This window comes from Microbacterium sp. AR7-10 (genome assembly GCF_001878835.1).
Lineage (GTDB): Bacteria > Actinomycetota > Actinomycetes > Actinomycetales > Microbacteriaceae > Microbacterium > Microbacterium commune.
On sequence record NZ_MJIR01000102.1, the window covers coordinates 41285 to 67576 of the forward strand.

The following is a 26292-nucleotide window of genomic DNA, read 5'->3' on the forward strand; positions in this document are numbered from 1 at the left end:
CGGTCCCGCGATCAGCGGGGGATGCACGCCCCGACCGGCACGGGTGCCGAGGCCTCGTCGAGCTGCGCGATGACCGGCAGCAGCTCGTCGTTCGTCATCGCATAGCCCACGTCGGGTGTTGCGGCGTCCTTGGCGAACACCATCCCGGCGACCTGCCCGCCCGCGGTGAGCAGCGGTCCGCCCGAGTTGCCGGGTTCGACCTGCGCCCGCAGGGCGTAGACGCTGCGCAGCGCCGTGCTGTCACCGTAGATGTCGCGCACGGGCGCGCTCGACGACGAGACCACGCCTGCGCCCATGACCCGGAACGGACCGCCGAACGGGTAGCCCATCACCGCGCCGCCCTCGCCCGGGGCCAGCGCTCCGGCCAGGCCCAGCGGCTCAGCCTGCACGTCGGCGGCGATCACGGCGATGTCGTCGATCGGATCGAAGTACACCACGGTCGCATCGCGGGCCGGTTCGCCCGGCACCTCCACGATCGGCGCGCGGACGCCGGCCAGGACGTGCGCGTTGGTGATGATGCGGTCTTCGGCGATCACGAACCCGGTTCCCGTGGAGACGACCCCGCAGCCGTCCGCTGCGCCCGAGACCTTCACGACGGAGCCCGCAGCGCGTTCGAGCTCCGGGGTGGCGAGATCGATCGGCGTCGCCTCCGGGGCCGCGTCCAGCTGCCCGGGCTGCAGCAGCCCCTCGAGGGTGGGCAGCACCGTCTCTCCGAACGCGAACGCGTTGAGGCGGGCGGCGGCATCCGCGAGCGGCTGCGGGATGTACCGCTCGACGGTGCGCAGCACGCTCGACGACGCGACGGTGGCCGACAGCACGGGCACACCCGCGGCGGCGATGGAAGAGCCGACCATCGTGATCGCCAGGGCCGAGGCGACCAGGGCGGTGAGCCCGCCGAGCATCCGCTCCACCAGCCGGAGCTTCAGCCGGTCGGCACCGCGGCGAACGACGCGGCCGATAGCGGCGCCGATGCTCGCGCCCACGGCGAGCAGCGCGACAACCGTGAGCACCAGCAGAAGCCCTCGCGGTCCGCTCTCCGGCACGGCGCGCGCCACGAGGGGCAGCACCCACGGCGCGGCGAGCGCGCCGAGCACCAGACCGCACACCGAACCGAGCACGGCGAACAGTCCCGCGCCGAGCCCCGTGCCGACCGATGCGATCAGCAGCACGGCGATCAGCAGGTCGACGACGTTCGGCGTCATGCTCCCGGTCCGGTCACTTCACAAGCGGGAAGAGGATGGTCTCGCGGATGCCGAGGCCCGTGATGGCCATCAGCAGGCGGTCGATGCCCATGCCCATGCCGCCGGACGGCGGCATGCCGTGCTCGAGTGCACGCAGGAACTCCTCGTCGACGCGCATCGCCTCGAGGTCACCACCGGCTGCCAGCTTCGCCTGCTCGACGAAGCGCTCGCGCTGGATGACCGGGTCGACCAGCTCGGAGTACCCGGTGGCGAGTTCGAAGCCGCGCACGTACAGGTCCCACTTCTCGACGACGCCCGCGATCGAACGGTGCTCGCGCACGAGAGGAGAGGTGTCGACGGGGAAGTCCATCACGAAGGTCGGGCGCACGAGATCGACCTTGACGAAGTGCTCCCAGAGCTCTTCGATCAGCTTGCCGTGAGTGGGGTGCGGCGGGATGTCGACGCCGTTCGCCTCGGCGAAGGCGATGAGGTCGGCCACATCGTCCTGCGGAGTGAACTCGCGCCCCGCGGCGGCAGACAGCGAGCCGTACATCGAGATGCGATCCCACTCGCCGCCGAGGTCGTACTCCGTGCCGTCGGCCCAGGTGACCGTAGTGGATCCGGCGACGGCGACCGCCGCGTTCTGGATGAGCTCCTGGGTGAGGTCGGCGATGCCGTTGTAGTCGCTGTACGCCTGGTACGCCTCGAGCATCGCGAACTCGGGGCTGTGGGTCGAGTCGGCGCCCTCGTTGCGGAAGTTGCGGTTGATCTCGTACACCCGCTCGATGCCGCCGACGACCGCGCGCTTCAGGTACAGCTCGGGCGCGATGCGCAGGTAGAGCTCTGTGTCGAACGCGTTGGAGTGGGTGATGAAGGGTCGCGCCGAGGCGCCGCCGTGCTGCACCTGGAGCATCGGCGTCTCGACCTCGAGGAAGTCGTGCGAGGTGAACGTCGCACGCAGGCTGGCGTTCACGGCTGCGCGGGCGCGCACCGTGGTGCGTGCCTGCTCGCGCACGATGAGGTCGAGGAAGCGGCTGCGCACGCGGCCCTCCTCGCTGAGCTCGGAGTACGCGTTCGGCAGCGGCAGGATCGCCTTCGACGCGATCTGCCAGGCATCGGCCATGATCGACAGCTCACCGCGGCGGCTGGAGATGACCTCGCCGCGCACGAAGACGTGGTCACCGAGGTCGACGAGCGCCTTCCAGTCGGCAAGCGACTCCTCCCCCACGTTCGCCAGCGACACCATGGCCTGGATGCGCGAGCCGTCGCCGGCCTGCAGCGTCGCGAAGCAGAGCTTGCCGGTGTTGCGGCTGAACACCACGCGTCCGGACACACCCGCGGTGACTCCGGTGGCCGTGTCGGGCTCGAGCTCGCCGTACTCGGCCCGCAGCGACGGGATGCTGTGGGTCACCGGCACCGAGACGGGGAACGCGCCACCGCCGGCATCCGCCCGCTTCTCGATCAGCCGCTCCCGCTTGGCGAGGCGAACCGCCTTCTGCTCGAAGACGTCGTCTTCCAGCTCGGCGGATGCGGGGGTCGGCGCGGGCGCGTCAGTCATGGGTGGGGCTCCTTGGAAAGTCCCCTCGAGTCTACCGGCGCGCGCCTGTCGGCCCGGAGCTGCCGTCTGCTGCCGCGATAGCCTCTCGGCATGCGCGCTCCGCGAGAATCCGCCCTGCCCGATGTCCGGAGGGTGCTCATCGCGCTCGCGTTCGCCGTCGGGCTGATCGCCGCGCTGATCCCCGTCGCTCCCGCGTCCGCCGACGTCGACGACTTCTCTTACTCGTCATGGTCGGCCGAATACGACGTCGCCCTCGACGCAGAGGGCAGATCGATCGCCCAGGTGACCGAGACGCTGATCGCCGAGTTCCCGTCGCACGATCAGAACAAGGGCATCATCCGCGGCTACCCGCAGCGGTATCTGGGCGCGGGGCTCGACATCGACATCGTCTCCGTGACGGATGCCGAGGGGCGTGACGTGCCCTTCGAGGTCGAGACCGAGGACGACATGGTGCTCGTGCTCACCGGCACCGACGACTACGTGCACGGCTCGACGACGTACGTGATCCGCTCGACGATGCGTGACGTGATGGTACACGGCACCGAGTCGGGCAACGACGAGTTCTACTGGAATCTCCTGCCCCTGAACAGCACCCAGGCCATCGGCCGCTTCGACGCCGAGCTCCGCTTCGCGCCCGAGCTCGCTTCTGCGGCGACCGGCGACACCGCCTGCTATGCCGGGCAGCAGGGCCAGCGGATCGCCTGCGAGATCGAGGAGTCGGACGACGGCTCCACCTTCCGGGTGCGCTCCGGCGCCCGCGAGGCGGGCGACGGCGTCACCGTGGCCATCGGGTTCGCGGGCGGCACGGTCACCCAGCCCGCCGCGAGAGAACCCGATCCGGTGGCGGACTTCGCGCCGGTCGTCGCCGGCGGCGTGACGCTGGTCACCGCCGTCGGTGCCTGGATCGCGGTCGCGCGCATGCGGCGTCGCCGTCGCACCGCGACGGGCATCATCGTCGCCCAGTTCGATGTGCCCGCCGACCTGCCGCCCCTCGTCGCGGCCCCTCTCATCGTCGGTGCCCCGAACCCCGCGCCCGCGCAGATGGTGCACCTCGCGGTGCAGGGTGCGCTGCGCCTGGAAGACGACGGCGACGATCGGCCGGCCCTGCGCCTGCTCGACAGGACCCGTTCCGGGCATCCTCTCGATGCCGCCACCCTGGATGCCCTGTTCCCCGGAGAGACCACGGTCCGTCGCATCCCGCGCACGAGCACCACGTTCGCCAAGCGTATGCAGAAGCTGGTCGGCAAGGGCGCGGCCGAGGCGAGGCGGCGCGGCTGGGTCACCTCCGAGCGCAGCCGAGCGGCGACGACGATCGGCTGGGTGTCGCTCGGGATGCTGGCCGTCACCCTCGCTCTGCTCATCTGGACGGCCTCGAAGGACCGCGACCTGCTGCCGCTGTCGATCATCGCCTTCGTCATCACCGCCGTCGGTGTCGGGGTCTCGGCGATCGTGGCGTTCAGCCGGCACACGGTGCTCACCCCGCAGGGCGCGGAGCGCTCCGAGTACCTGCGGGGGGTGCGGGAGTTCATCCGGGTCGCGGAGACCGATCGGCTGCGCATGCTGCAGTCGGTCGATGGCGCCGAACGTCGCGCCGACGGCTCGATCGACGTGATCCATCTGTACGAGAAGCTGGTGCCGTACGCGATGCTCTTCGGCGAGGAGCGCAGCTGGTCGACGGTGCTCGAGACGACGTACGCCGACACCGGACGAGACCCCGACTGGGTCAGCACCTACGTCGGCGTCTCCCTCGCGACGCGCCTGTCGACCTACTCCACCTCGATGACCACCGCGGCGACGTACACGCCCGCCTCGAGCTCATCCGGCGGGTCGACCGGCGGTGGCTTCTCGGGTGGCGGCGGTGGCGGCGGCTTCTCCGGCGGTCGCTGACGCGAGCCGCGGCGGAGGGTTCAGTCGGCAGGAGGCGCGAGCGGATCGGATGCCGCGCGCAGCGCCTGCTCGACGGTCGAGCCGACCAGGGCCGAGAGGTAGCCGCCCGGGTTGTCGACCCCGACGCCGCGCAGCAGACCGGTGGCCTGCTGCACGATGGAGCGGGAGAACTCGGATGCCGTGGCGATCGCCTCGGCGTACGTGGGCCGATCCGTCTCGGCGACGACGACCGGCTCGCAGCCCATCTCCACGGCCAGGGCCTGGGCGATCGGCAGCACGGCCGCCGGGGCGGTCACGGCGGCGAAGGCGACCTGCAGCTGTCGCAGGTCGATCGTCGTGCCCGTGAACGAGATGGCCGGATGCACGGCGAGTGGGATCGCCCCGCGCTCGGCGGCCGGGCGCAGCACCTCGGTGCCGTACGCGGGATCGGTGTGCAGCACGAGCTGACCCATCTGCCAGCCTCCGAGCTCGGCGATGCCGCTGACGAGCCCTGGCAGCTCGGCGTGCGGCACGGCCACGATCACGAGCTCGCTGCGCCGCGTCACCTCCAGCGCATCCAGCACGGGCACGCCGGGCAGGACGGCGGCCGCGCGGTCGTCGTCCGAGCCGGAGGTGATGCCGGTGATCGCGTGGCCGGCGCCGGCGAGCGCGGCTCCGATGATCGGGCCGACCCGGCCCGCGCCGATGATGCCGATGCCCAGGCGCCCCTCGCGCGTCATCGCTGCACCCATCCGGGCGGCGGGACCGCCTCGCCGTCGGCGCGCAGCACCTCACCGTCGGGCTGCGCCGGCCTGCTGTCGGATCCCACCGCGTCGGTCACGTGCTCGGCCCAGCGGTGGGTGCGGTCGGCCGACGCGGCGAGCGCGGCCGCCCGGCTGACGCCGTCGAGCAGCGCGATCGCGTCGTCGCGCTCGAGACCCGACATCGTGCCGGTGACGGGTCCCGCGACCGAATGGATCTGCCCGTGCGAGACCCGCTGCAGTCGGTCGATCGGCCCCTGCGAGATCGACAGGCTCTGCAGCCGCGCGAGGGGGAACACGGCGAGGCGTCGCCACAGGAACCCTCGGCGCACCAGCACCGCGTGCTCGGTGAGGCGGTATCCGTGCCGCTTCCACGACAGCGGGCGGCGCCAGGCCGCCCGCGCCGGGATGGTCCGGTACGGATCGTCAGCCCCTGGACCGACCACGCCGTCCTCCCACATCTCCGCGATCTCGGCCGGGGTGATGCCGGGCAGAACCAGTCCGAGGACCCGCTCCACGTCTGCGCGGCGACCGACCGGCAGCACGATGTTGAACTGCTGCGCGCTGCCGGATGTCTGCTGCGCGGCGCTCTTGCCTGTCATGCGGTTGATCTTCACCGTCCACCAGCCGAACGGGCGCCACAGCAGGGACTGCGACACCTCGACCGCGAAGATCCGCCCCGGCGGCAGTGTCTCGGTGACCGTCGTCAGCAGGCCGAAGGTGATGCGCACGCCGTCCGGGGTCGACGCGATCGAATAGCGCAGCGACTTCGAGATCTGCGCCCAGGTGATGCCGACCACGGCGATGATGAGCGGGATGCCGACGCCCAGGCTGACGCCGAGCGTCAGAAGCGCGATCTCGGCGGGGTCCTCGCCGTCGCCGCTCATCCCGAGGAACATCGCGACGACGGAGACGACGTAGATGCCGCCGAAGAAGAGCAGCCACAGCACCGCCGAGACGAGCTGCGAGCCGATCAGCCGCCCGGTGGGGATCTTGACCACGCTCTCGGGTTCGATGTCGGCAAGATCGACCCCTTCGATCAGACCCGTCACACCCGCGTTCATCGACCCGATGATCGCCTCGCGGGCCGTCTGCGGCGGCGTCGCTCCGGATGCCACGAGTCGAGCGCTGCGGGCGCCGGCGGCCAGCCGCAGGATGTCGGCGCGCACCGCCTCCGCGACTCCTGTGGAGAGGTATTCGAGGGGCACGTTCGCGTCGTTGCCGGCGCCGACGACCTCGAGCTTGGCCAGCCCGATCAGGCGCGCGGGGAACGGGCGGGTGAGGTTCACGCCCTGCACCCGATCCAGCGGTGCGCGACGGTGCGACCGGAACAGCAGCCCCTTGCGCACCTCGACGTGCTCGCCCGTGATCCGGAACTGCTGGAACCGCCAGAGGAACCAGAACACGGCGATGAGCAGCACGACCAGTCCGAGCACGGCCAGCAGCGCGAGCAGCACGAGGTCGTTCTCGAGGACCCAGTCGACGGGGTCGCCGCCGCTGGCGCGGAAGCCCGAGTCGGGAGCGAAGAGCCGAACGACCCAGTCGATCACCTTGTCGCGCATGTTGGTGATGATGATGCCCGCCACCACGAGCAGCGCGAGTCCCCCCTTGAACAGGGGGGTGAGCGGATGCATCCGGTGCCACTCGCCGTCGGCGAGCGACGACGACCCGCCCTGGGGCAGGGCGCCGGGCGCCGTGGGGTGCTGCTCCGGGATGCTCACAGACCGGTCCGTCGCGTCTCGGCGACCTCGATGAGGGTGTCGCGCAGCGCCTCGGCTGCCGCCTGTGTCAGACCGGGGATCTGCACGCCGGTGGCGGCCGCGGCGGTGACCATCTTCAGCTGCGAGAGCCCGAAGACGCGGTCGAGAGGCCCCTGCGTGATGTCGACGAGCTGCATCCGCCCGTACGGCACGGCCACCATCCGCTGCCACAGGATGCCGCGGCGGAAGACGATGTCGTCGGGGCGGAGCATGTAGCCGAGCGCCTTCGCCTGTCGCGGCAGGATCGCGAGCGTGATGACGTCGATCGCGATGAGAGCGCCCGCGGGGATCCAGACCCACGTCATCTCGAGAACGACGGCGGCGATGGCCGCAGCGATCGCGACGATCACGATGAGGATCGCGTTCTGCACCAGCTGCGAGGTCACGTAGCGCGGTGAGATCTGGTGCCAGGTCCCGTCGAGCGCGAGGGCTCCGCTGCCGCGCGGGATGCGGATGCCCGAGTACGTGCCCTCGTCGAGCACGTCGGCCGCTGCGGGAGCCGGACGTTCGAGGCTCGGCTCACGAGGCGGGTTCGTCTGGCTGTCGCTCATCAGGATCCTTCGGCAGGGTGCAGAACTGTTCCGCGATGAGGGCCACCCCGACCAGCAGCGCTGCGCAGATGATGAGGGCGATCATCGCCACCACCGACCCTACCGGCGCGGGCACCGGGCGGGTGGAGAGGTAGAGCAGCAGGCCGGCCCCGAAACCGGCGAGGATCGCTCCGAGCAGACTCGACGCTCGCGCCAGGGTTGCGGCGCGCAGCGCGCGGAACGGATCGATGCGCCGACCGCCGCGGGTGCTGCGCCGCACCGGCACGGCGAGCAGCAGCACGGCGATCGCGATGAGCACGAGCAGCACCGGGAGGAAGCCGGACGGGGTGAAGGTCGCGCGTCCGGTGACGGTGAGCATGTGGTCGAACGCGAAGCCGGCGCCGGTAGACAGCAGCGCGAGCAGGAGAAGCGACGCAGCCGAGGTGCGCTTCATCGGTCGTCCGACGATCGCAGTCTGCGCACCAGCTCGTCGACTCGGCCCGCTCCGGGGAGCACCGCGTCGGGATCGATGCTGAGCCAGGGCTCCAGCACGAAGAGCCGTTCGGCAGCACGCGGATGCGGCACCTGCAGGTGCGGGGTGTCGCTGGCGAGGTCACCGTAGGTGATCAGGTCGAGGTCGAGCGTGCGGTCGCCCCAGCGCTCGAGCCGCATCCGACCCTGCTCCTCCTCCACCGCGTGCAGCATGCCGAGCAGCACCTGCGGTGCGAGGCGGGTCGTCATCAGTGCGACGGCGTTGAGGTAGGGCGGCGCGTCGGGGTCGGGGCCGTCGGGTTTCACCGCGACCGTCTCGATGGGCTCCGACATCACGAGGTCGTCGACCAGCGGCAGACGACGCAGCCGCTCCGCGGCGGCACGCAGCATCTCACCGCGGTCGCCCTCGTTGGATCCGAGCGCGATCACCGCGACCTGAGGCAGCCGGCCCGGCCGCGGGTCGGGCGGTGCGGGCAGATGCGTGAGACGGCGATCCATCACGGTCGCCTCCGGCGGACGGTGACTGACACGTCGGCGAAGCTCTGCTGGATCGGCGCGCTCGGCTTGTGCACGGTGACCGCCACGTTCTGCACGCGCGCATCCTCGAGCGCAGCATCCGCGATGCGATTCGCGAGGGTCTCGATCAGGTTCACCGGCTCACCGGCGACGATCGCCGCGACGGTGTCGGCCAGCTCGCCGTAGTGCACGGTGTCGGCGACGTCATCCGTCGCGGCCGCCGCGACCAGCGACAGCTGCAGCATGAGGTCGATCGTGAACTCCTGGCCCTGCCGACGTTCGAAGTCGAAGACGCCGTGATAGCCGAACACGGTCAGCCCGGTGAGGGTGATCTCGTCGAGTTCGTCCATGTCAGGCTCCATCCCACGCGCTCGCCACGGCCAGTGCATCCCGGGTCGCGCCCACATCGTGCACCCGCACCGCCCACGCTCCGGCGCGTGCGGCGAGTGCGCTCGTCACGGCGGTGGCGAGGTCACGGCGCGACTGGTCGGGCTCACCGTCGAGGGTCTCGGCCAGGAAGCGCTTGCGCGACGTGCCGACCAGCACGCGGTGCCCGAGGGCGATGACCTCGTCCAGCCCGCGCAGCACCTCCCAGTTCTGCTCGCCCGACTTCGCGAAGCCGATGCCGGGGTCGAGGATGACCCGCGACGGCGCGATGCCGGCGACGGCAGCCGCCGTGATCCGCTCCCGCAGCTCGGATGCGACCTCGCGGGCGATCCGCGCATACTGCGCGCGGGCGTACATGTCCGTCGACGGTCCGCGCCAATGGCCGATGGCGATGTCAGCATCCAGATCGGCCGCCGTCCTGAGCATCTCGTCGTCGGCGAGGCCACCGGACACGTCGTTCACGATGCGCGCCCCGGCGCGGACGGCTGCGGCTGCGGTGTCGGCGTTGAGCGTGTCGATCGACGTGGGGATGCCGTGGGCGGTGAGCGCCTCGATCACCGGGAGCACACGGCGCTGCTCCTCGGCGCTGCCGATGCGCTCCGCACCGGGCCGGGTGGACTCGCCGCCCACGTCGATGATGCTGGCTCCCTGCGCGCGCATCGCGCGAGCGCGCGCGACGGCGATGTCGAGCTCGACGTAGCGGCCGCCGTCGCTGAACGAGTCGGGAGTGATGTTCAGGATGCCCCAGATGCCCGTCATCCGTGGCCTCCGGCGCCCTGGACACCTGAGCCTGCGGTCGGTGCGCTGATCAGGGCGATGAGCTCGGCACGGGCGGCCGGATCGGTGAACGCGCCGCGTGCGGCGATGGTCACCGTGGTCGCCAGCGGCTGTCGCCCGCCGCGCATGGTCACGCATCCGTGCGAGGCGTCGAGCACGACGAGCACGCCGCGGGTGTCGAGATTCTCGGCGATGGCATCCGCCACCTGCTCGCCGAGCCGCTCCTGCACCTGCGGACGGGTCGCGAGAGTCTCGACGACCTTCACCAGCGCACCCAGGCCGACCACCTGCTCACCGGGCAGATAGGCGATGTGCGCGACTCCGGCGAAGGGCAGCAGGTGATGCTCGCACACCGAGCGGAAGCGGATGTCGCGCATCAGCACCGCCCCGGAGGGCAGGGTGTCCGGCGCCGGCCCTCGCGAGACGCTGATGGTGCGCGCGAGATGCGACGCCGGGTCCTCGCCGACGCCGGCGAAGAACTCGCCATACAGCTCGGCCATGCGGCTCGGGGTCTGCGTGAGACCCGGCCGATCCGGGTCCTCGCCGATCGCCTCGAGCAGTTCGCGGGTGAGCCGCTCGACGCGCGCCCTGTCGACGCTCACGTCACGCCGTCGCCGGTCGGGCCTGCCCGCCGGTCGCGGGTGCGCTCGACGTGCGAGCCGAGCCGGCGGTCTGCGCGGTCTGCGCGGCCACGCCCTCCTCGACGCGGCGGGGCACGGCGATGGGCGGCAGCGTCGACACCGGCCGCTCCTCGCTGGAGAGCCACTGCGGGCGCTCCGGGAGCTTGCGCACCTCGGTGAAGATCTCGGCGATCCGGTTGTGGTCGAGGGTCTCCTCCTCGAGCAGCGCCAGGGCGAGGCGGTCGAGGATGTCGCGGTTCTCGCTGATCACCTTGTACGCCTCGTTGTGCGCCTGCTCGATCAGCGCGCGCACCTCGGCGTCGACGCGCTCGGCGACCGTCTCGGAGTACTCGCGACCGCGCCCCATGTCACGACCGGCGAACGGCTCGCCGCCCTCGGAGCCGAGCTTGACCGGGCCGAGCTGGGTGGTCATGCCGTACTCGATGACCATCTTGCGGGCGATGCTGGTCGCCTTCTCGATGTCGTTCGAGGCGCCGGTGGTCGGGTCGTGGAAGACGAGCTCCTCGGCGACGCGACCGCCCATGGCGTAGGTCAGCTGGTCCTGCAGCTCGTTGCGGGTCACGGAGTACTTGTCATCCAGCGGCATGACCATCGTGTAGCCGAGTGCCTTGCCGCGCGGCAGGATCGTGATCTTCGTCACCGGGTCGGTGTAGTTCATCGCCGCCGCGGCGAGGGCGTGGCCGCCCTCGTGGTACGCCGTGATGAGCTTCTCCTTGTCCTTCATGACCCGGGTGCGGCGCTGCGGGCCGGCGATCACGCGGTCGATCGCCTCGTCGAGCGCGCGGTTGTCGATCAGCTGCGCGTTCGAGCGCGCGGTCAGCAGGGCCGCCTCGTTCAGCACGTTCGCGAGATCCGCACCGGTGAAGCCGGGGGTCTTGCGTGCGACGACCTCGAGGTCGACCGACTGCGCGAGCGGCTTGCCCTTGGCGTGCACCTCGAGGATCTGCTGGCGACCCTTCATGTCGGGGGCGTCGACGCCGATCTGGCGGTCGAAGCGACCGGGGCGCAGCAGAGCGGGGTCGAGGATGTCGGGGCGGTTGGTCGCCGCGATGACGATGACGTTCGCGTTGGGGTCGAAGCCGTCCATCTCGACGAGCATCTGGTTCAGCGTCTGCTCGCGCTCGTCGTTGCCGCCGCCCATGCCGGCACCGCGGTGACGGCCGACGGCGTCGATCTCATCGATGAAGATGATGGCGGGAGCGTTCTCCTTGGCCTGGGTGAACAGGTCGCGCACGCGGGAGGCTCCGACGCCGACGAACATCTCCACGAAGTCCGAACCGGAGATCGAGTAGAAGGGTGCACCGGCCTCGCCGGCCACGGCGCGGGCGAGCAACGTCTTGCCGGTTCCGGGAGGGCCGTACAGCAGCACGCCCTTCGGGATGCGCGCGCCGATGGCCTGGAACTTGGCCGGATCCTGGAGGAACTCCTTGATCTCGTGCAGCTCCTCGATGGCCTCTTCCGCCCCGGCGACGTCGCCGAAGGTGACGGTCGGGGTCTCCTTGCTGACGAGCTTGGCTTTCGACTTGCCGAACTGCATCACCTTGCTGCCGCCGCCCTGCATCGACGAGAGCAGCCACCAGAACAGCAGGCCCAGCAGCACGAGCGGAAGCAGCAGCGAGATGAAGCCGTCGAACCAGGTCGCCCGTGGCACCACGTCGCTGGCGTCCTTCGCCTTGATCTCGGCGGCGTCGATGGCCTCCACGACCTGGTCGGCGCGCGCCTCGACGTAGTAGAACTGCACGTTCTTCGCACCCTCGAACTCCTTCGAGAGCGTGAGGTCGACCCGCTGGTCGCCGTCGGTGTTGACCACCTTCGTCACGGTGTCGCCGTCGAGCAGCTCGAGACCCTGCTGCACGGTCACCTGCGTGGGCGCCGAGAGGTTCGAGATCAGCAGGAAACCGGCGAAGAGCAGCGCGCCGATCAACGCGACGTAGATCAGCGGATTGCGGGAGACCTTCTTGACGTCCATGATGCGTTCAGCGTACCGCTCGGCACTCAGGCGTCCGCTGAACGTTCACCACGGGCGTACCCGCGCCCGGTGCGCTGCGGTCAGCTGTAGACGTGCGGCGCCAGCACGGCGACATCGCGCAGGTTGCGATAGCTCTCGGCGTAGTCGAGGCCGTACCCGACGACGAACTCGTTCGGAATGTCGAAGCCGACGTACTTGCAGTCGATCTGCACCTTCGCCGCCTCGGGCTTGCGCAGCAGTGCGAGCACCTCGATCGACTCGGCGCCGCGCGACTCGAAGTTCTCGAGCAGCCAGCTCAGTGTCAGGCCCGAGTCGATGATGTCCTCGACGATGAGCACGTGCTGGCCGTGCAGGTCGGTGTCGAGGTCTTTGCGGATCTGCACCACGCCGCTCGATTTGGTGCTCGCCCCGTAGCTCGAGACGGCCATCCAGTCCATCGACGCGTTCATCGGCAGCCGGCGCGAGAAATCCGCCATCACCATCACCGCCCCCTTGAGGACGCCGACCAGCAGGAGGTCCTTGCCGGAGTAGTCGGTGGCCACCTGCGCCGCGAGCTCCTCGAGCTTCGCGTGGATCTCCTCCTCGGTGACGAGGATGTCGGTCAGGTCGTCCTGGATGTCGGCAGCGCGCATGCATAGATCTTAGGTCGATCGACATGCGCTTCCGCACTACTGTGAGCGGTGAAGCGGGGCATCCGTCCTGCGTGGAGGGAAGACATGAACGTCGATGAGATCCTGAAGCAGGTGCCGGTCGATGACATCGCGAAGCGCTTCGGCGTCAGCCCCGAGGTGGCGCGGCAGGCGGTGCATGAGGGCGGCGCGACGCTGCTCGGCGGTCTGGCGAAGAATGCTGAGAGCGGCGAGGGCTCGGCCGCCATCGAGAAGGCGCTGAACCGGCACGGCGGCTTCGCCGGCGCCTCGTCGGTCGACGACGTCGACCAGGCCGACGGCGAGAAGATCGTCACGCACGTCTTCGGCGAGCGCAAGGGCGAGGTCGCCGAGAAGCTCAACCAGAGCGAGAAGACGGCCGGCGGCATCGACTTCGGCAAGCTGCTGCCGATCCTCGCGCCGATCATCATGGGCGTCCTCGCGAACAAGAGCAAGGGCAGCTCGGGCGGCGGCCTGGGCGACATCCTCGGCGGTCTGCTCGGCGGCGACCGCAGCTCGGGCGGCTCGTCGGGCGGCGGTCTGGGCGGCGGCCTCGGCGACATCCTCGGCGGGCTGTTCGGCGGCCGCAAGTAGCTACCGCGCGCTGAACACGATCTGCCCGCCTGCCCGTCGTGCGGTGCATGCGGGCAGATCGATCGGCCCCTGGCCCGACCAGTCGGTCACCAGGCGCGCCACTTCGAGGGTCTGCGACCGCGTCAGGCTGACCCCGAACTCGCTGTCGACGACGAGGCGGATGACGCGATTGCGCAGCGCCGCCGGGTTCGCGGCGAGCGCCGCGACGCTCACGGCGATGCCCGCTTCGGGATGCTCGACGATGTCTTCGATGGTCTCGTGGATCATCTCGTCGAACGCCTCGGCGTCTTCGCGCAGCTGCTCCGCGGTGCGTGCCAGCGCCTCGGCGATTCCGGGGCCGAGCTCGGCCTCGAGCACCGGCAGCACCCGGTTGCGGGTGCGGACGCGGGCGTACCTGTCATCGAGGTTGTGCGGGTCGTCCCAGACCTCGAGTCCGGATGCTGTGCAGAACGCGCGCGTGGTGGCGCGGCGCACCGCGAGCAGCGGCCGGATCCACCGCATCCCGTCATCGCCGGTGCGCACCGCCGCCATGCCCTGCAGGCTCGCGGCTCNNGAGCCGCGAGCGAGGCCGAGCAGCACGGTCTCCGCCTGGTCGTCGAGCGTGTGTCCCAGCAGCACGGCCGTCGCACCGCGGTCGGCGGCGCACCGCGCGAGCGCCGCGTGTCGCGCCACTCGCGCGGCGGCCTCCGGCCCGTCCGGATGCCCGGCATCGACCCGCACGGGCAGCACGACGGCATCCACCCCCAGTTCACGAGCCCGGTCGGCGACGCGGGCGGCGACGGCATCCGACCCGGGCTGCAGGCCATGGTCGACGATCGCGGCCACCACGCTGTGGCCGAGCTTCCGCGCTTCGAAGACGGTGGCTGCGGTCAGCGCGAGGGAGTCCGCCCCGCCGGAGAGACCGACGACGACGGGGGCAGCGCCGAGGGGCGCGAGCGCGGCACGGACGGCACGGCGGATTTCGGCGACGGCGGGATCGAGCGAGGGCACGCGTCCAGGCTAGCTGCGGTCACATGTCACGAGAACGTCGCCCGAGTAGGCTGGTCTGCGCATCCACCCGTCTTTCGACACCGTCGATCCAAGGAGAACAGCACATGGGCGCACACGACGCCGTCATCGAGATCCCGCGCGGAAGCCGCGTGAAGTACGAGGTAGACCACGAGACCGGTCGCGTCCACCTCGACCGCGTCCTGTACACCACCTTCGGCTACCCGGCCGACTACGGCTACTTCGACAACACGCTCGGCGAGGACGGCGACCCGCTCGACGTGCTCGTGCTGCTCGACCACGCGATCTACCCGGGCGTCGTCGTGAACGTGCGCCCCGTCGCCGTGCTCAAGATGAGCGACGAGGCCGGCGGCGACGACAAGCTCGTCGCCGTGCTGTCGAAGGACCCGCGCTGGGCGCACATCCAGGACATCGACGACCTGCCCGAGTACACCAAGAAGGAGATCGCGCACTTCTTCGAGCACTACAAGGACCTCGAGCCCAACAAGTGGGTCAAGGTCGACGCGTGGGGCGACGCCGCCGAGGCGCAGCGCATCCTCGACGAGGCCATCGAGCGCTTCGCGAACGACGGTCACTGACCCGCGCACCCCGCATCTGCAGCAGAACCCCCGGCCTGTCGGTCGGGGGTTCTGTCGTTCTCGGCGCTGTGCGGGTCAGATCGCGCCGCGGGCGGCCAGGAAGTTGTAAGGGTTGGTGCGGCCGCCGTTGATGTACACCTCGAAGTGCAGGTGGCATCCCTGGGAGGCGCCGGTGTTGCCGGCGTATCCGACGACCTGACCGGCGCTGACCTGCTGGCCGTACGAGACCACGTAGCCCGACATGTGCGCGTAGCTGGTCGCGACGCCGTTGCCGTGCTGGATGCGCACCCAGTTGCCGAATCCGCCGTTGTAGAACGCGGCGTCCACTCGGCCGCTCGCTGCCGCGTAGATCGGCGCGCCGCAGCCGTTCGCGAAGTCGGTGCCGCCGTGGTTGGTCGAGCGGCAGACGCCGCCCGTGCACACCGGCGGTCGCGGGCCGTAGTGCGACGAGATGTACCCGCCGTGCGGGCGTCGCCACGCACCGGACCCGGTTCCACCGCCGCCGCTGCTGCTTCCGCCGCCGCCACCCCCGCTGCTGCTTCCGCCTCCGCCGCCGCCGCTGGCCTGGTTGTTCTTGGCGGCCTCTTCGGCGGCGCGTCGCTGACGCTCGGCCTCCTCGGCCCGACGGCGCGCCTCCTCTGCCTTGCGGATGCGCTCGCCCTCCTGGTAGCCGGCGACCGTCGCGGTGGTGTTGTCCTTCAGCGCGGCGAGCTGGGCCTGCAGTGTCACGAGGTTGGACTGGCGCTCTTCGAGCGCGGCCTGCGCCGCGTCGGCGGCGCGCTGGGCGGCCTGCATCTTCTCTTCGGCGATCTTCTGCAGCCGGTCGCGCTCGTCGCGCGCGGTGGATGCCTGGTTGCTGAGCGACTGAGCGGTGTCTCGAGCCGATGCCGCGCGCTCGGCGACCGTGCGGTTGTACTCGACGAGCTTGTCCATGCTGCCGAGGCGCGCGAGGAGGTCGTCGGCCCCGTTGGAGGACTCGGAGAGGAAGAGCTCGAGCGCGGCTTCGTCGCCACCGCTGCGGTAGAGCTGGTTGGCGACCTGACCGGCCTTGCGGGCACTGTCGGCGGCGATCTTGGCCTGCTCGTCGGCCTGCGCCTGCAGATCGTCCGCCTTGGCCGCCTGGTCGAAGTACGCCTGCTGTGCCGCGTAGAACTCCTCACCGGCCTTGCGGGCAGCGGCCTCCGCGGCCGCGGCTTGATCGGTGAGCTGCTTGATCAGCGCCTCGATGCGCGTGATCTCAGATGCCTTGGCCGCTTCGTTGGCCTTCGCGCGCTGCACGTCGTCCCAGCTGGGGTAGTCGGCGGCCTGGGCGCCCTGCGTGGTCGCCGAGACGCCGAATGCCGACAGGGCGATGGCACTCAGTGCACCGACGGTCAGTGCGCCGCGGCGTGTGAGCTTCGAGCGTGACCAGAGGGCCTCGCGTTCCGCGGGCGTCGGGGCGCACCCGCAGTCGGCCCCTGCGGATCGGGCATCCGCAGCAATGTCCTCGTTCACTCGGCTCCTTCCGCCGGATTCACAGCTGTAACAGTAACAACATTCGTCACAGTCACACCAGGTGCCGGCTCTTCCGCAACGGCGCGCTGAGGCGCGAGGCGTGCCTCTCCTCACCCCATCGTCCTCCCGAAACGCCCGGGATGTAAGCCGACGCGCCCTCGATTTCGTTTTTGCCGCCGACAGCCCTTATGCTTGAGCGTCGGCAAGGGAAACCCCCGGGAATCTCTTCGGCCCCATCGTTTAGCGGCCTAGGACGCCGCCCTTTCACGGCGGTAGCACGGGTTCGAATCCCGTTGGGGTCACTCTTCCGATACAATTTAAAAGTTATGGCCCTGTAGCGCAGTTGGTTAGCGTGCCGCCCTGTCACGGCGGAGGTCGCGGGTTCAAGTCCCGTCAGGGTCGCTCCGAGCGTTGAGCCTTCTTTCGAGGAGGCTCTTCGTCTAGGGTGCGGCAGATCATGATGTGCCGCACGGCTCTGTAGCTCAGTTGGTAGAGCGTTCGACTGAAAATCGAAAGGTCACCGGATCGATGCCGGTCGGAGCCACACGGCTGATCATTACAATTAGCCCAGAAACCCTCGCCTAGCTTCTACATGGCGGGGGTTTTGCTTTGCCCTGGTGAGGCGTCGTCCGGCAATCCGACGTATTCCGCGCTGCGACGCCACAGCAGGGAGGCGAGCTGCTCGTCGGACGCCTGCGGATTGGTCGCCGCCACCCTGTGCTTCTCGTAGTACTCGCCAGGCACCCAGTCCGTACCGGGATCACCCTCTGCCAACCACACCAGAGGTCGGGCGCCCTTTTCGGGGCTGAGAAGACCCATGAGGCGCGCCAGAGGCGTCTGGTACAGGAACCGCATCACGCTCGTGGTGTCCGAGGCGAAGCTCGTGCGCACGATGCCGGGGTGGAAGGCGACGGCCGACAGACCACGGCGGCCGAAACGACGCTCGAGCTCCTTGGTGAAGAGGATGTTGCAGAGTTTCGCGTCGCCGTACGCCTTGTTCGGCGAGTAGTCCCGCTCGTTGTTCAGGTCGTCGATGTCGATCGATCCGAACAGGCGCGCGGCGGCACTGGAGGTGTTGACGATCGACGCGCTGCTCGCGAACAGAGTGTGGAGGAGGAGGTTCGTGAGCAGGAACGGCGCGAGATGGTTCACCTGCAGCGTCTTCTCGAAGCCATCGACTGTTCTGGTCCTGTCGCCGAAGATGCCACCGGCGTTGTTGACGAGGACGTCGATGCGCGGGTGGGCGCGCTTCAGCTCACCTGCCAGCGCGCGCACCTGAGACAGGTCCGCGAAGTCCGCGGTGAAGTACTCGGCGTCGAGCTCGCCGGCCAGCGCTGCAGTCTTCTGCGGCGAGCGCCCGACGAGGACGACCGTGTGCCCGTCAGCGACCAGCGTGCGCGATGCTGCGGCGCCGATGCCATCGCTGGCACCCGTCAGCACGATCGTCTTCGCGGTCATCAGGGCAGCCGGTTGGCGATCGCCAGATTCTGAGTCAGCTCCTCGGCGTTCTGCCGCACGACGTATGCCGGGCGGTCTCGTTCGACGCGCCACGACTCGCTCAGTGGGCCGATGTTGACCGTGTCGAATCCCAGCTGGTCGTACAGGTGGGTCACGAACTCCGCAGCATCGGCATGGTCACTCGCCGTCGCCAGCGCTCGACGATTCGGGGTGCCGGCGGGCATGCCGCCTGCGGTGATCTGCTCGGCCTGGATGTGGTTGAACGCCTTCGCGACGCGAGACGTCGGCAGGTGCTCCTGCAGCATCTCGGAGGTCGTGGTCAGTCCCCTGTCGAGAGCGTCGATGTGGCCGTCCCGCTCGAAGTAGTAGTTGTTGGTGTCGAGCACGATCTTCCCGGCGAGGGGTTCGACGGGGATCTGCTTCAGAGCATGCAGCGGCACGGTCACGACCACGACGTCACCGGCCGCGCCGGCCTCCTCCGCGGTCGCCGCGCGGGCGCTGTCGCCGAGCTCGGCGACGAGATCCGTGAGGGTCTCCGGCCCGCGGGAGTTCGCGATCACGATGTCATAGCCTGCGCCGATCGCTGCTCGAGCGATCTGGCTGCCGATGTGTCCTGCGCCGATGATTCCGAGAGTCGTCATATCGGACACAACCCGTCGAGCGGGCGGATATTCCGCCGACCGTCACACGGGCGCGTGGCACACTGACATCCATGCCCCAGCAGCCGGATGATCCCCGCCAGACGCGACGACTGCCCGAGACGCTCGACGAGTTCCAGCGGGCGGAAGGGCACCCGCAGTTCCGTGTCGACGTCGAGCGCATCCGCTTCTCGCCGTACTACTCGCGCCTCTCGGCCGTCACGCAGGTCATCTCGCAGGCGGGCGCCGGCCTCGCCGTGCACAACCGGCTCACGCACTCGATCAAGGTCGCGGCGGTTGCGCGGGCCATCGCGACCCACCTCTCGACGCGCACCGACGAGGCGAACCGGATCGTCGCCGAGCTCGGCGGCGCACACCCCGTGGTGGTGCAGGCGGCCGCCGCGGCGCACGACCTCGGGCATCCGCCGTTCGGACATCTCGGCGAGCAGACGCTCGACCGCCTCGCGCGCTCCCGCTTCGGTCTCGCCGAGGGCTTCGAGGGCAATGCGCAGACCTACCGCATCCTCACCCGTCTCGACGAGCACGACCGGCCCGGCGTCGGCCTCAACCTCACCGCCGCCGTGCGCGCCGCGGTGCTCAAGTACCCCTGGCTGCGTGGCGAGGGCGGGCCGCGACGCGGCGGCGGCAGCAAGTTCAGCTTCTACGCCATCGACGAACCGGATGCCCGCCAGGCGCTCTCCGCATACCCGGCGATCGCCGCGGGGCAGCAGACCGTCGAGTGCTCGATCATGGACCTCTCCGACGACATCGCGTACTCCCTGCACGACCTCGACGACTTCTACCGCGCCGGGCTGCTGAACCCGGCGACCCTGTCGGCCGAGTTCCGATCGTGGCGTCGCAACCTCGCCCAGCTGCGCGCGGCGGAGCATTCGACTCTCGCGTCCGACACGCGCACGCCCGGTCATTCCCTCGAGCTGCTGTGGCGCCGGATGCAGGTCAAGGACAGCTGGATCGCCGACCCCGACGCGTTCAGCGAAGCCGTCGCCAAGGTGTCGTCCGAGGTGATCGACGGCCTCGTCGCCGAGCCCTTCGACGGATCGCTCGCCAGCGAGCGCGCACTCGCGCGGTTCACCACCGCGTGGATCGCCCGGCTGCAGTCGTCTATCGAGGTCCACCGGCATCCCGACATCCGCTCCGGGCACGTCAGCCTCAACCGCCAGGCATGGCACGAGGTGGCAGTGCTGAAGTTCCTGCACGAGCGGTTCATCCTCGAGCGGCCCGACCTCGCGGTCTATCAGCGCGGTCAGGCCAGCGTGCTCGAGCGTCTCGTCGACGGGTTCACCGCGTGGCTCGATGATCCGCGTGACGCCCGCCGTGCGCCCCGCCGCCTGATCGACCTCGTCGACCTGGCCACCGACGACCATCGCCGCCTCGGCGGGAGCGGCGCAGACGGCCCTGGCGTCGAGATGCTCGGTCGGGGTCGCGGCATCATCGACTACGTCGCCTCGCTCACCGACGCCCAGGCGATCTCGCTCGACGCGCTGCTCGCCGGCCGCACCGAGCGGCTGTGGGATGCGGGGCAGGGGCTGTAAGCCCGGCACGGATCTCGAGCACGGCCCCGCGTCGCATGAAAGAGTGGATGCCATTCGCACCCACTCCGAGGAGGCATCATGCGCGCTGTCGTGTACGACCGGTATTCGAAGGATCTCGACACTCTCGAGGTGCGCGAGGTGCCCGACCCGAAGCTGCCGCCCGCGGCGGTGCTCATCGAGGTGCGCGCCGCCGGGGTCAACCCGGTCGACTGGAAGGTCATGGGGGGCGGGCTCGACGCTCTGCTGCCCACGCAGTTCCCGGTGATCCCGGGGTGGGACGTGGCGGGTGTCGTCGTCGCCGTCGGGATGGACACCCCCGAATTCGCGGTCGGCGACGAGGTCATGGCCTACGCACGCAAAGACACCGTGAGCGCGGGCACGTTCGCGGAGCGCGTGGCCGTTCCGGTCTCGGCTGTGGCGCGCAAGCCGGCCGCTCTCTCCTGGGAGGAGGCAGGTGCCCTCCCCCTCGCCGGTGGCACCGCGCTGCGGGCGATCGACGCCCTCGGCGACCTGACCGGACGCACCGTGCTGATCCACGGCGCCGCCGGCGGCGTGGGCGGCTTCGCCGTGCAGATCGCCGCGACCCGAGGCGCGAAGATCATCGGCACAGCATCCGAGCGCAACCACGACTACATCCGCTCGCTGGGCGGAGAGCCGACCACGTACGGCGAAGGACTGGCCGAACGCGTGCACGGGCTCGCCGGCGGGCCCGTCAATGCTGTCGCGGACTTCGTGGGCGGGCAGCTCGACGTGACTCTCGACGTGCTCGGCGAGGGCGGGGCGCATGCCTCGACGGCCGATCCCTCGGTGATGCAGCACGGTGGCCGCTACATCTGGGTGCGCCCCGATGGCACGCAGACCGCCCGCCTCGCAGACCTCGCGCAGGAGGGGCACCTGAGAGTCGAGATCTCCGAGACGTTCCCGCTCGACAGGGTGGCAGACGCCTTCCGTGCCAACCAGGCCGGTCACACCCGCGGCAAGCTCGTCATCGTTCCCTGATCCGGTCCGCCAGTCGGACCGCGCCGGTCAGACCACTGCAGACAGAGTTCGCGCCCGGGCCTCACTCGGGACCCGGGCGCGAACGTTCCTCCGGTCAGAAGACCTCGTCGTCTCCAGCCGCGCGCGTGGTGCGACGCGTCTCGTACGCGCCGGGAGCGGCGTCCGTGCGCGTGACCACGTCGGTACGACGCCGACGTGCCATCAGCAGCAGCCCGACGATGAACGCGACGACACCCGCACCCATCAGGATGTAGCCGATCATGGTGAGGTCAGCCCAGCCGACGTCGATGTTGAGTGCGAAAGCGAGGATCGCTCCGATGACGAACAGAACGACTCCAGTGCCGATGGTCATCTCTTGCTCCCTTCGATAGGGCGGACCGTCCGGCCTGCCTGACGTCAAGAATCCCAAGCGCACGCGCGCCGCAGAATGGGGTTGACAACGACCGAGAGGATCGGGCTCGGGTCGAGCGACCGGCCTCAGCCCTGCCGGTACTGCCCCGCGGCCGCGGGCTCGACCCCGTCGACCGCGTCGGTCATCGCGCGGAGGAACCCGGTGACGTTCGCCTGAGCCTGAGCATCCATCCCCGCCGCCACCGAATACATCAGCCCGTGCATGCGACCGAGGGTCTGACGCACGTCCTCGTCGGCGTGCGCGGTGGCGCGGACCGCGGTCGGCGATCCGGCCGCGTCCACCTCGCGCTGCACGTGACCCGACTGCTCGAGCCGATCGATCAGAACCGACGTCGCCGCCGGCGAGATGCCGAGGTAGGCGACGAGGGCGGACGGCTGCGCGGTGTGGCCGGGCTGACGGAACAGGTAGCGCAACGCGAGCAGCTCGTTCTCGCCCATCGACATCTCATCGCGGGTGCGTCGCCGCATGGCACGCTCGGCTGCGCGGTACGTGCGGAGAGCCTCGAGCACCTCCCGCGCGCGCTCACGCTCGCTCCGCTGGTCGTACCAATAGCCGTCTGCCTGTGATTCCGCCACACTTGCTCCTTCAGCGAGCGCCCGAGCTACCCGCATAAGTCATGATAGGAGAGGACAAGGGGATCCAGGCGGTCCACAAGACCGCCAGACGCAGCAAACGGAGGACATCTGTGACTTTTCGAAGCAAGGAGACGCTGGAGACCTGGCTCGAGGAGTTCCGCTCCGCGCGCGAGGCGGGAGACCTCATCCGGGTCATCATCCAGGACGGCTCGGACGGCTCCGACACCGGGCTCGTCATCGTGCCGGTGAAGAACTCCTCCGTCAGCATCTTCATGCAGCCGATCCAGATCGGCGAGGCGCGGTGGAACGTCACGCTCGAGCCGAGCGACGAGAACACCATCCTCAACAGCCACCAGCTGCACTCCCTCGCCAGCGAGCTCGCGGTCGCCGCCGAGCTGTGCTCGTACCTCGAAGCCCGCAGCATCGGTCACGACGAGCAGTCGGACACCCCGGACGACGACGCCGCGACGGCCGACAGCGTCTGACCCTCAGAGCTCTCCCGGCCGCATCGCCTCGGCATCGATGGCGCGCATGACCCGCAGCGCCGCGGTGTCAGCGGGCGGCTCGTCCGTGGCATCCGACCGCCGGCGGGGCGCGTACACGACCAATGCGTGGAACAGGAACCGCGCGAAGAAGGCGATCACCAGCGAGATCGCCGTGGCGATCACGCTGGAGATGTGCCAGGTCTCGACCATCAGCGCCATCAGCGGGATGCGCAGCGCCGCCTCGATGGAGTTGAACGAGACGGATGCCGCGAAGCGCACCCACAGCCGCGGAGCGTCCTGGCGGTCGTCGCGGAAGACGAACAGCTCCTGCAGCACGAAGTTGCCGACGATCGTAACGGCCGCGCCGACGATCGCGGCCAGCACGTAGTCGACGCCGAGGTGGGTGAGCGCCCACATGATGCCGATGTTCACGACCGCGCCGATCCCGCCGATCAGGGCGAAGCGGCCCATCTTGCCGAACCGCAGACGGGCCAGGTGGGCGAGGAACGTCGCGCCCTGCCGCAGGCTCGCCTTCGAGTCGCCGTGCCGACGTGCGCCGAACTCCAGAGGCACCTCGGCGATGCGCAGCTCCCGCCGCTCGCCGCCGCGCACGAGGATCTCGAGCAGGATCTTGAATCCCTGCGGCCGCAGCTCGTCGAGTTCGATGTGCGAGCGATCGATGAGGAAGAACCCGGTCATCGGATCCGTGCTGTGCCACAGGCGCCGCAGGAACATCGCCTTGGTGACGGCGGTCGCCGCCTTCGACACCCCGTAGCGCACGGCCGTGCCGAGGCCTGCCGAGTCGCCCCCGCCGACGTAGCGCGAGGCGGCGACGACATCGACCCCGCCCTCCGCGTAGCGCGTGAGCATGGCCCGGAGCAGCTCGGGCGGATGCTGCAGATCGCCGTCCATGACGATGCACACATCGTGAGCGGCCTCGGCGAGACCCAGCGCGACCGCGCCACCGAGCCCGCCCGTGTTGCGGTCTCGGTGGATGCCGCGCACGGCCAGGGTCGCCGACGCCCCGACGCGGGCGATCTCGTCGATCGTGTCGTCGGCGCTGTCGTCGATGAACAGGATCTCGGCCGTGATCCCGGCGAGCGCGGCCGAGGTGCGGGCGACGAGCTCGGCGACGTTGTCGCGCTCGTTGAACGTGGGCACGATGACGGTCACGGGAGGAAGGGAGGTGGCGCTCACGGGTTCTCCTCCACGGTGTCCTCTGGATTGCGGTGTCGCGCGGCGTCGCAGCATCCATCGTTCCACGGCTCGCTGTGGCCGGGCGCATCCCGCGCCCGTGCACCGGCGCAGCCGTAGGCTGGTGGCATGAGCAACCCCGCCTCCGACACCATCACCATGTTCGGCGCCGACTGGTGCCGCGACTGCGTCCGCACCAAGAAGCAGCTCGACGAGCTGGGCATCGAGTACACCTACATCGACCTGGTCGCCGATCCGGCGGCTGCGGACATCGCCAAGGAGATCTCGGGCCGGATGAACATCCCCGTCGTCGTCTACCCCGACGCGAGCCACCACGTCGAGCCGAGCAACGCCGACGTCGAGGCGAAGCTGCGCGAGCTCTCGCTCATCTGACCTCGGTCCGCTTCCTCACCGCCACCGGGACACGACGATGACGCAGGAGACGGCGCCGGCCGCCGAACTCGACGACGCGCAGCGCGCGGCCTTGGACGCCGACGTCGACGTGCTGCAGCAGGGTTCGCGCACGTGGGCGCGACTCACCGTGGGCCAGCGCGTGACGCTGCTGCGAGCACTGCGCTCGAGCGTCGCCGCCGCGGCGGAGGACTGGGCGAACACCGCAGCGGACTCGAAGGGCCTCGACCGGCGGCATCCGCTGCGCGGCGAGGAGTGGCTGAGCGGCCCGTACTCGGTGCTCGGCGCGCTCGATGCGTACATCGACACCCTCGCGAAGCTGTCGGCAGGCCGCTCGCCGCTCGACGGCGTGACGCTCGGTCGCGCACCGGGCGATCGCACCAGGGTGGCCGCGTTCCCTCTCACCGGGCTCGACCGGTTCCTGCTGGCCGGATTCAGCGGTGAGGTGTGGCTGCGGCCCGGCGTCACCGCGAGCACGGCCCGTGCGAACGCCGGACTGGCACAGCGGTCGGATGCCCCGGGCGGCGTCGGTCTCGTGCTGGGTGCGGGTAACGTCACCGCAATCCCCGTGCTCGACGTGCTGTACGAGCTTCTCGCACACAATCGCGTGGCGCTGCTGAAGGTGAATCCCACGCAGGACGCCCTCGTCGCCGTGTACGAGCGCGCACTGGCGCCGCTGATCGCGCCCGGGTTCCTGCGGATCGTGCGCGGCGGTGCCGCGGTCGGGTCGTACCTCACGGGGCATCGCGACCTGATGCACGTGCACATCACCGGGTCGGCGGCGACCTTCGACGCCATCGTCTGGGGGCAGCAGCCGCAGGCCGCGGCGCGTCGGCGAGAGAACCGACCACTGCTGACGAAGCCGATCACGGCCGAACTCGGCGGTGTGTCGCCGATCATCGTGGTGCCCGGCGAGTGGAGCGACGCCGACACCGCCTTCCAGGCCGAGCACGTGGCGACCATGCGCCTGCAGAACTGCGGGCACAACTGCATCGCCGGTCAGGTCGTGATCATCTCGTCGGACTGGCCGCAGGCCGAGCAGTTCCGCACCGCGCTGCGCCGGGCGTACGCGGCCGCTCCCGAGCGACCGATCTGGTACCCGGGCTCGGCGGCGTGCATGCGGAGGGCCGCGGAGGACTATCCAGATGCCCTGGTGCTGGCCGACCGGCTGCTGATCGAGATCGGCGACGGCGCGGATGCCACGGCGCTGCAGTCCACAGAGTACTTCGCCCCGGTGCTCGGCGTCGTCGAGCTGCCCGGCACCGGACAGGCGTTTCTGGATGCCGCGATCGCCCACGCGAACGATGAGCTGCAGGGCACCCTCGGGGCGAACCTCATCATCGACCCGACCACCGAGAAGTCGCTCGGCAGGGGTTTCGAGCGTGCGATCGCCGAGCTGCGCTACGGGTCGATCGCGATCAACGCGTGGACGGCGTTCGGGTTCATCACGCCGACGCTGACCTGGGGCGCGTTCCCGGGCAGCACCCTCGACGACGTCGGCAGCGGCATCGGGGTGGTGCACAACGCCCTGCTGCTCGACGACGTGGAGCGGTCGGTCCTGCGCGGGCCGTTCCGTCCCTTCCCGCGGTCGCTGCCCCTGCTGAACGGCGGCGGTCGCGTGACGATCCTGCCGACCCCGCCGTGGTTCGTCTCCTCGCGCACCGGATCCGCGGTGAGCGAGGGCCTCACCAGGTTCCGCGCTCACGGCGGCATCCCGGTGCTTCTGCGCACGCTGCTCCGGGCGCTGCGCGCCTGACCTCTCCCTATCCGCCGAAACCCCCAGGTGCCGCCGAGGCGATGGACAGGGT

At 70.1% G+C, this 26292-nt stretch carries 27 protein-coding genes, 3 tRNA genes and 1 pseudogene; 11 read left to right on the forward strand and 20 right to left on the reverse strand.

The window, feature by feature from the left end:
* Window positions 1–11: 11 nt before the first annotated feature.
* Window positions 12–1202, reverse strand: coding sequence for a MarP family serine protease (locus BFN01_RS13565; protein ID WP_071644869.1), 1191 nt, complete (start codon window positions 1200–1202; stop codon window positions 12–14).
* 13 nt (window positions 1203–1215) lie between these two features.
* Entirely contained in the window at window positions 1216–2739 is a 1524-nt protein-coding gene (gene lysS / locus BFN01_RS13570) for a lysine--tRNA ligase (protein WP_071644870.1), read from the reverse strand.
* 90 nt (window positions 2740–2829) lie between these two features.
* Here lysS and BFN01_RS13575 point away from each other — a divergent pair, with 90 nt between their 5' ends.
* Window positions 2830–4626, forward strand: a complete 1797-nt coding sequence (locus BFN01_RS13575) for a DUF2207 domain-containing protein (protein ID WP_071644871.1) — start codon at window positions 2830–2832, stop codon at window positions 4624–4626.
* 20 nt (window positions 4627–4646) lie between these two features.
* Here the strand turns inward: BFN01_RS13575 and BFN01_RS13580 are convergent, their stop codons facing one another.
* The 10 genes from BFN01_RS13580 to hpt all read right to left on the reverse strand — a co-directional run bounded on the left by BFN01_RS13580 (window position 4647) and on the right by hpt (window position 13070).
* A complete protein-coding gene (locus tag BFN01_RS13580) occupies window positions 4647–5345 on the reverse strand; it encodes a DUF2520 domain-containing protein (RefSeq protein ID WP_071644872.1) in 699 nt (232 codons plus the stop codon).
* Complete coding sequence (locus BFN01_RS13585; protein WP_083428824.1) at window positions 5342–7087, reverse strand: PH domain-containing protein; 1746 nt, start codon at window positions 7085–7087, stop codon at window positions 5342–5344. The genes BFN01_RS13580 and BFN01_RS13585 overlap by 4 nt, the downstream gene beginning before the upstream one ends.
* Window positions 7084–7677 (reverse strand): PH domain-containing protein, encoded by a 594-nt coding sequence (locus tag BFN01_RS13590; RefSeq protein ID WP_083428825.1) that lies wholly within the window; start codon window positions 7675–7677, stop codon window positions 7084–7086. The genes BFN01_RS13585 and BFN01_RS13590 overlap by 4 nt, the downstream gene beginning before the upstream one ends.
* Window positions 7646–8110 (reverse strand): DUF3180 domain-containing protein, encoded by a 465-nt coding sequence (locus tag BFN01_RS13595; protein ID WP_071644873.1) that lies wholly within the window; start codon window positions 8108–8110, stop codon window positions 7646–7648. Before BFN01_RS13595 ends, BFN01_RS13590 begins: the two co-directional genes overlap by 32 nt.
* Complete coding sequence (gene folK, locus BFN01_RS13600) at window positions 8107–8646, reverse strand: 2-amino-4-hydroxy-6-hydroxymethyldihydropteridine diphosphokinase (protein ID WP_071644874.1); 540 nt, start codon at window positions 8644–8646, stop codon at window positions 8107–8109. The genes BFN01_RS13595 and folK overlap by 4 nt, the downstream gene beginning before the upstream one ends.
* Window positions 8646–9014, reverse strand: a complete 369-nt coding sequence (folB, locus tag BFN01_RS13605; protein WP_071644875.1) for a dihydroneopterin aldolase — start codon at window positions 9012–9014, stop codon at window positions 8646–8648. Before folB ends, folK begins: the two co-directional genes overlap by 1 nt.
* 1 nt (window position 9015) lies before the next feature.
* Entirely contained in the window at window positions 9016–9810 is a 795-nt protein-coding gene (gene folP, locus BFN01_RS13610; protein ID WP_071644876.1) for a dihydropteroate synthase, read from the reverse strand.
* On the reverse strand, window positions 9807–10430 hold the full coding sequence (gene folE / locus BFN01_RS13615) for a GTP cyclohydrolase I (protein ID WP_071644877.1): 624 nt from the start codon (window positions 10428–10430) through the stop codon (window positions 9807–9809). The genes folP and folE overlap by 4 nt, the downstream gene beginning before the upstream one ends.
* Window position 10431: 1 nt before the next feature.
* Window positions 10432–12438 carry an ATP-dependent zinc metalloprotease FtsH gene (gene ftsH / locus BFN01_RS13620; RefSeq protein WP_071644878.1) on the reverse strand — a complete coding sequence of 669 codons (2007 nt, stop codon included), beginning with the start codon at window positions 12436–12438 and terminating at the stop codon, window positions 10432–10434.
* Between the two features lie 80 nt (window positions 12439–12518).
* The gene (hpt, locus tag BFN01_RS13625) at window positions 12519–13070 is read right to left on the reverse strand and encodes a hypoxanthine phosphoribosyltransferase (protein WP_071644879.1); all 552 of its coding nucleotides are present in this window, start codon (window positions 13068–13070) and stop codon (window positions 12519–12521) included.
* 84 nt (window positions 13071–13154) lie between these two features.
* Between hpt and BFN01_RS13630 the strand changes: the two genes are divergently transcribed.
* Window positions 13155–13679 carry a DUF937 domain-containing protein gene (locus BFN01_RS13630; RefSeq protein ID WP_071644880.1) on the forward strand — a complete coding sequence of 175 codons (525 nt, stop codon included), beginning with the start codon at window positions 13155–13157 and terminating at the stop codon, window positions 13677–13679.
* On the opposite strand, the gene BFN01_RS15935 is transcribed toward BFN01_RS13630, so the two are convergent.
* On the reverse strand, window positions 13680–14230 hold a 551-nt coding region (locus tag BFN01_RS15935; RefSeq protein ID WP_256221166.1), incomplete at its 5' end, for a TilS substrate-binding domain-containing protein.
* A 2-nt stretch (window positions 14231–14232) separates the two neighbouring features.
* Window positions 14233–14669, reverse strand: a pseudogene (locus tag BFN01_RS15940) (ATP-binding protein); the annotation flags it as partial.
* Window positions 14670–14773: 104 nt separating this feature from the next.
* On the opposite strand from BFN01_RS15940, the gene ppa reads away from it, so the two are divergent.
* Window positions 14774–15265: an inorganic diphosphatase gene (gene ppa / locus BFN01_RS13640; RefSeq protein ID WP_071644882.1), complete on the forward strand. Its 492-nt coding sequence runs from the start codon at window positions 14774–14776 to the stop codon at window positions 15263–15265.
* Window positions 15266–15340: 75 nt separating this feature from the next.
* Here the strand turns inward: ppa and BFN01_RS13645 are convergent, their stop codons facing one another.
* Window positions 15341–16759 (reverse strand): M23 family metallopeptidase, encoded by a 1419-nt coding sequence (locus BFN01_RS13645; protein ID WP_083428826.1) that lies wholly within the window; start codon window positions 16757–16759, stop codon window positions 15341–15343.
* Window positions 16760–16988: 229 nt separating this feature from the next.
* On the opposite strand from BFN01_RS13645, the gene BFN01_RS13650 reads away from it, so the two are divergent.
* From BFN01_RS13650 to BFN01_RS13660, 3 genes are all read left to right on the forward strand, one after another.
* A tRNA-Glu gene (locus BFN01_RS13650) sits at window positions 16989–17061 on the forward strand.
* A 26-nt stretch (window positions 17062–17087) separates the two neighbouring features.
* Window positions 17088–17161 (forward strand) — tRNA-Asp (locus BFN01_RS13655).
* 69 nt (window positions 17162–17230) lie between these two features.
* Window positions 17231–17303: transfer RNA gene (locus BFN01_RS13660), tRNA-Phe, on the forward strand.
* Window positions 17304–17347: 44 nt separating this feature from the next.
* Here BFN01_RS13660 and BFN01_RS13665 read toward each other — a convergent pair.
* Window positions 17348–18217: an SDR family NAD(P)-dependent oxidoreductase gene (locus BFN01_RS13665; protein WP_071644883.1), complete on the reverse strand. Its 870-nt coding sequence runs from the start codon at window positions 18215–18217 to the stop codon at window positions 17348–17350.
* Window positions 18217–18858, reverse strand: a complete 642-nt coding sequence (locus BFN01_RS13670) for an NADPH-dependent F420 reductase (RefSeq protein WP_071644884.1) — start codon at window positions 18856–18858, stop codon at window positions 18217–18219. The genes BFN01_RS13665 and BFN01_RS13670 overlap by 1 nt, the downstream gene beginning before the upstream one ends.
* A 71-nt stretch (window positions 18859–18929) precedes the next feature.
* Between BFN01_RS13670 and BFN01_RS13675 the strand changes: the two genes are divergently transcribed.
* Together BFN01_RS13675 and BFN01_RS13680 are read left to right on the forward strand one after the other, a co-directional pair.
* Window positions 18930–20408 (forward strand): deoxyguanosinetriphosphate triphosphohydrolase family protein, encoded by a 1479-nt coding sequence (locus tag BFN01_RS13675; protein WP_071644885.1) that lies wholly within the window; start codon window positions 18930–18932, stop codon window positions 20406–20408.
* Between the two features lie 78 nt (window positions 20409–20486).
* Window positions 20487–21407 (forward strand): NADP-dependent oxidoreductase, encoded by a 921-nt coding sequence (locus tag BFN01_RS13680; RefSeq protein WP_071644886.1) that lies wholly within the window; start codon window positions 20487–20489, stop codon window positions 21405–21407.
* Between the two features lie 94 nt (window positions 21408–21501).
* On the opposite strand, the gene BFN01_RS13685 is transcribed toward BFN01_RS13680, so the two are convergent.
* Both BFN01_RS13685 and BFN01_RS13690 read right to left on the reverse strand, forming a co-directional pair.
* Window positions 21502–21759, reverse strand: a complete 258-nt coding sequence (locus BFN01_RS13685; RefSeq protein ID WP_071644887.1) for a DUF6458 family protein — start codon at window positions 21757–21759, stop codon at window positions 21502–21504.
* A gap of 125 nt (window positions 21760–21884) precedes the next feature.
* A complete protein-coding gene (locus BFN01_RS13690; protein WP_256221167.1) occupies window positions 21885–22394 on the reverse strand; it encodes a MarR family winged helix-turn-helix transcriptional regulator in 510 nt (169 codons plus the stop codon).
* A 110-nt stretch (window positions 22395–22504) separates the two neighbouring features.
* Between BFN01_RS13690 and BFN01_RS13695 the strand changes: the two genes are divergently transcribed.
* The gene (locus BFN01_RS13695; protein WP_071644889.1) at window positions 22505–22879 is read left to right on the forward strand and encodes a hypothetical protein; all 375 of its coding nucleotides are present in this window, start codon (window positions 22505–22507) and stop codon (window positions 22877–22879) included.
* 3 nt (window positions 22880–22882) lie between these two features.
* Here the strand turns inward: BFN01_RS13695 and BFN01_RS13700 are convergent, their stop codons facing one another.
* Window positions 22883–24076 carry a glycosyltransferase gene (locus BFN01_RS13700; protein WP_071644890.1) on the reverse strand — a complete coding sequence of 398 codons (1194 nt, stop codon included), beginning with the start codon at window positions 24074–24076 and terminating at the stop codon, window positions 22883–22885.
* A gap of 126 nt (window positions 24077–24202) precedes the next feature.
* On the opposite strand from BFN01_RS13700, the gene BFN01_RS13705 reads away from it, so the two are divergent.
* Together BFN01_RS13705 and BFN01_RS13710 are read left to right on the forward strand one after the other, a co-directional pair.
* Window positions 24203–24466: a glutaredoxin domain-containing protein gene (locus BFN01_RS13705; protein WP_071644891.1), complete on the forward strand. Its 264-nt coding sequence runs from the start codon at window positions 24203–24205 to the stop codon at window positions 24464–24466.
* A 37-nt stretch (window positions 24467–24503) separates the two neighbouring features.
* Window positions 24504–26240, forward strand: coding sequence for an aldehyde dehydrogenase family protein (locus BFN01_RS13710; protein WP_071644892.1), 1737 nt, complete (start codon window positions 24504–24506; stop codon window positions 26238–26240).
* Window positions 26241–26292 lie beyond the last annotated feature (52 nt).

Bases quoted from the DNA above. Each gene is read 5' to 3' on its own strand.
- BFN01_RS13680 (WP_071644886.1), top strand. From the start codon at position 20,487: ATGCGCGCTGTCGTGTACGACCGGTATTCGAAGGATCTCGACACTCTC.
- ftsH (WP_071644878.1), bottom strand. From the start codon at position 12,438: ATGGACGTCAAGAAGGTCTCCCGCAATCCGCTGATCTACGTCGCGTTG.
- folB (WP_071644875.1), bottom strand. From the start codon at position 9,014: ATGGACGAACTCGACGAGATCACCCTCACCGGGCTGACCGTGTTCGGC.
- BFN01_RS13685 (WP_071644887.1), bottom strand. From the start codon at position 21,759: ATGACCATCGGCACTGGAGTCGTTCTGTTCGTCATCGGAGCGATCCTC.
- BFN01_RS13675 (WP_071644885.1), top strand. From the start codon at position 18,930: ATGCCCCAGCAGCCGGATGATCCCCGCCAGACGCGACGACTGCCCGAG.
- BFN01_RS13595 (WP_071644873.1), bottom strand. From the start codon at position 8,110: ATGAAGCGCACCTCGGCTGCGTCGCTTCTCCTGCTCGCGCTGCTGTCT.
- BFN01_RS13670 (WP_071644884.1), bottom strand. From the start codon at position 18,858: ATGACGACTCTCGGAATCATCGGCGCAGGACACATCGGCAGCCAGATC.
- BFN01_RS13665 (WP_071644883.1), bottom strand. From the start codon at position 18,217: ATGACCGCGAAGACGATCGTGCTGACGGGTGCCAGCGATGGCATCGGC.
- BFN01_RS13630 (WP_071644880.1), top strand. From the start codon at position 13,155: ATGAACGTCGATGAGATCCTGAAGCAGGTGCCGGTCGATGACATCGCG.
- BFN01_RS13580 (WP_071644872.1), bottom strand. From the start codon at position 5,345: ATGACGCGCGAGGGGCGCCTGGGCATCGGCATCATCGGCGCGGGCCGG.
- ppa (WP_071644882.1), top strand. From the start codon at position 14,774: ATGGGCGCACACGACGCCGTCATCGAGATCCCGCGCGGAAGCCGCGTG.
- BFN01_RS13710 (WP_071644892.1), top strand. From the start codon at position 24,504: ATGACGCAGGAGACGGCGCCGGCCGCCGAACTCGACGACGCGCAGCGC.
- BFN01_RS13705 (WP_071644891.1), top strand. From the start codon at position 24,203: ATGAGCAACCCCGCCTCCGACACCATCACCATGTTCGGCGCCGACTGG.
- folP (WP_071644876.1), bottom strand. From the start codon at position 9,810: ATGACGGGCATCTGGGGCATCCTGAACATCACTCCCGACTCGTTCAGC.
- hpt (WP_071644879.1), bottom strand. From the start codon at position 13,070: ATGCGCGCTGCCGACATCCAGGACGACCTGACCGACATCCTCGTCACC.
- BFN01_RS13565 (WP_071644869.1), bottom strand. From the start codon at position 1,202: ATGACGCCGAACGTCGTCGACCTGCTGATCGCCGTGCTGCTGATCGCA.
- BFN01_RS13590 (WP_083428825.1), bottom strand. From the start codon at position 7,677: ATGAGCGACAGCCAGACGAACCCGCCTCGTGAGCCGAGCCTCGAACGT.
- folK (WP_071644874.1), bottom strand. From the start codon at position 8,646: ATGGATCGCCGTCTCACGCATCTGCCCGCACCGCCCGACCCGCGGCCG.
- lysS (WP_071644870.1), bottom strand. From the start codon at position 2,739: ATGACTGACGCGCCCGCGCCGACCCCCGCATCCGCCGAGCTGGAAGAC.
- BFN01_RS13575 (WP_071644871.1), top strand. From the start codon at position 2,830: ATGCGCGCTCCGCGAGAATCCGCCCTGCCCGATGTCCGGAGGGTGCTC.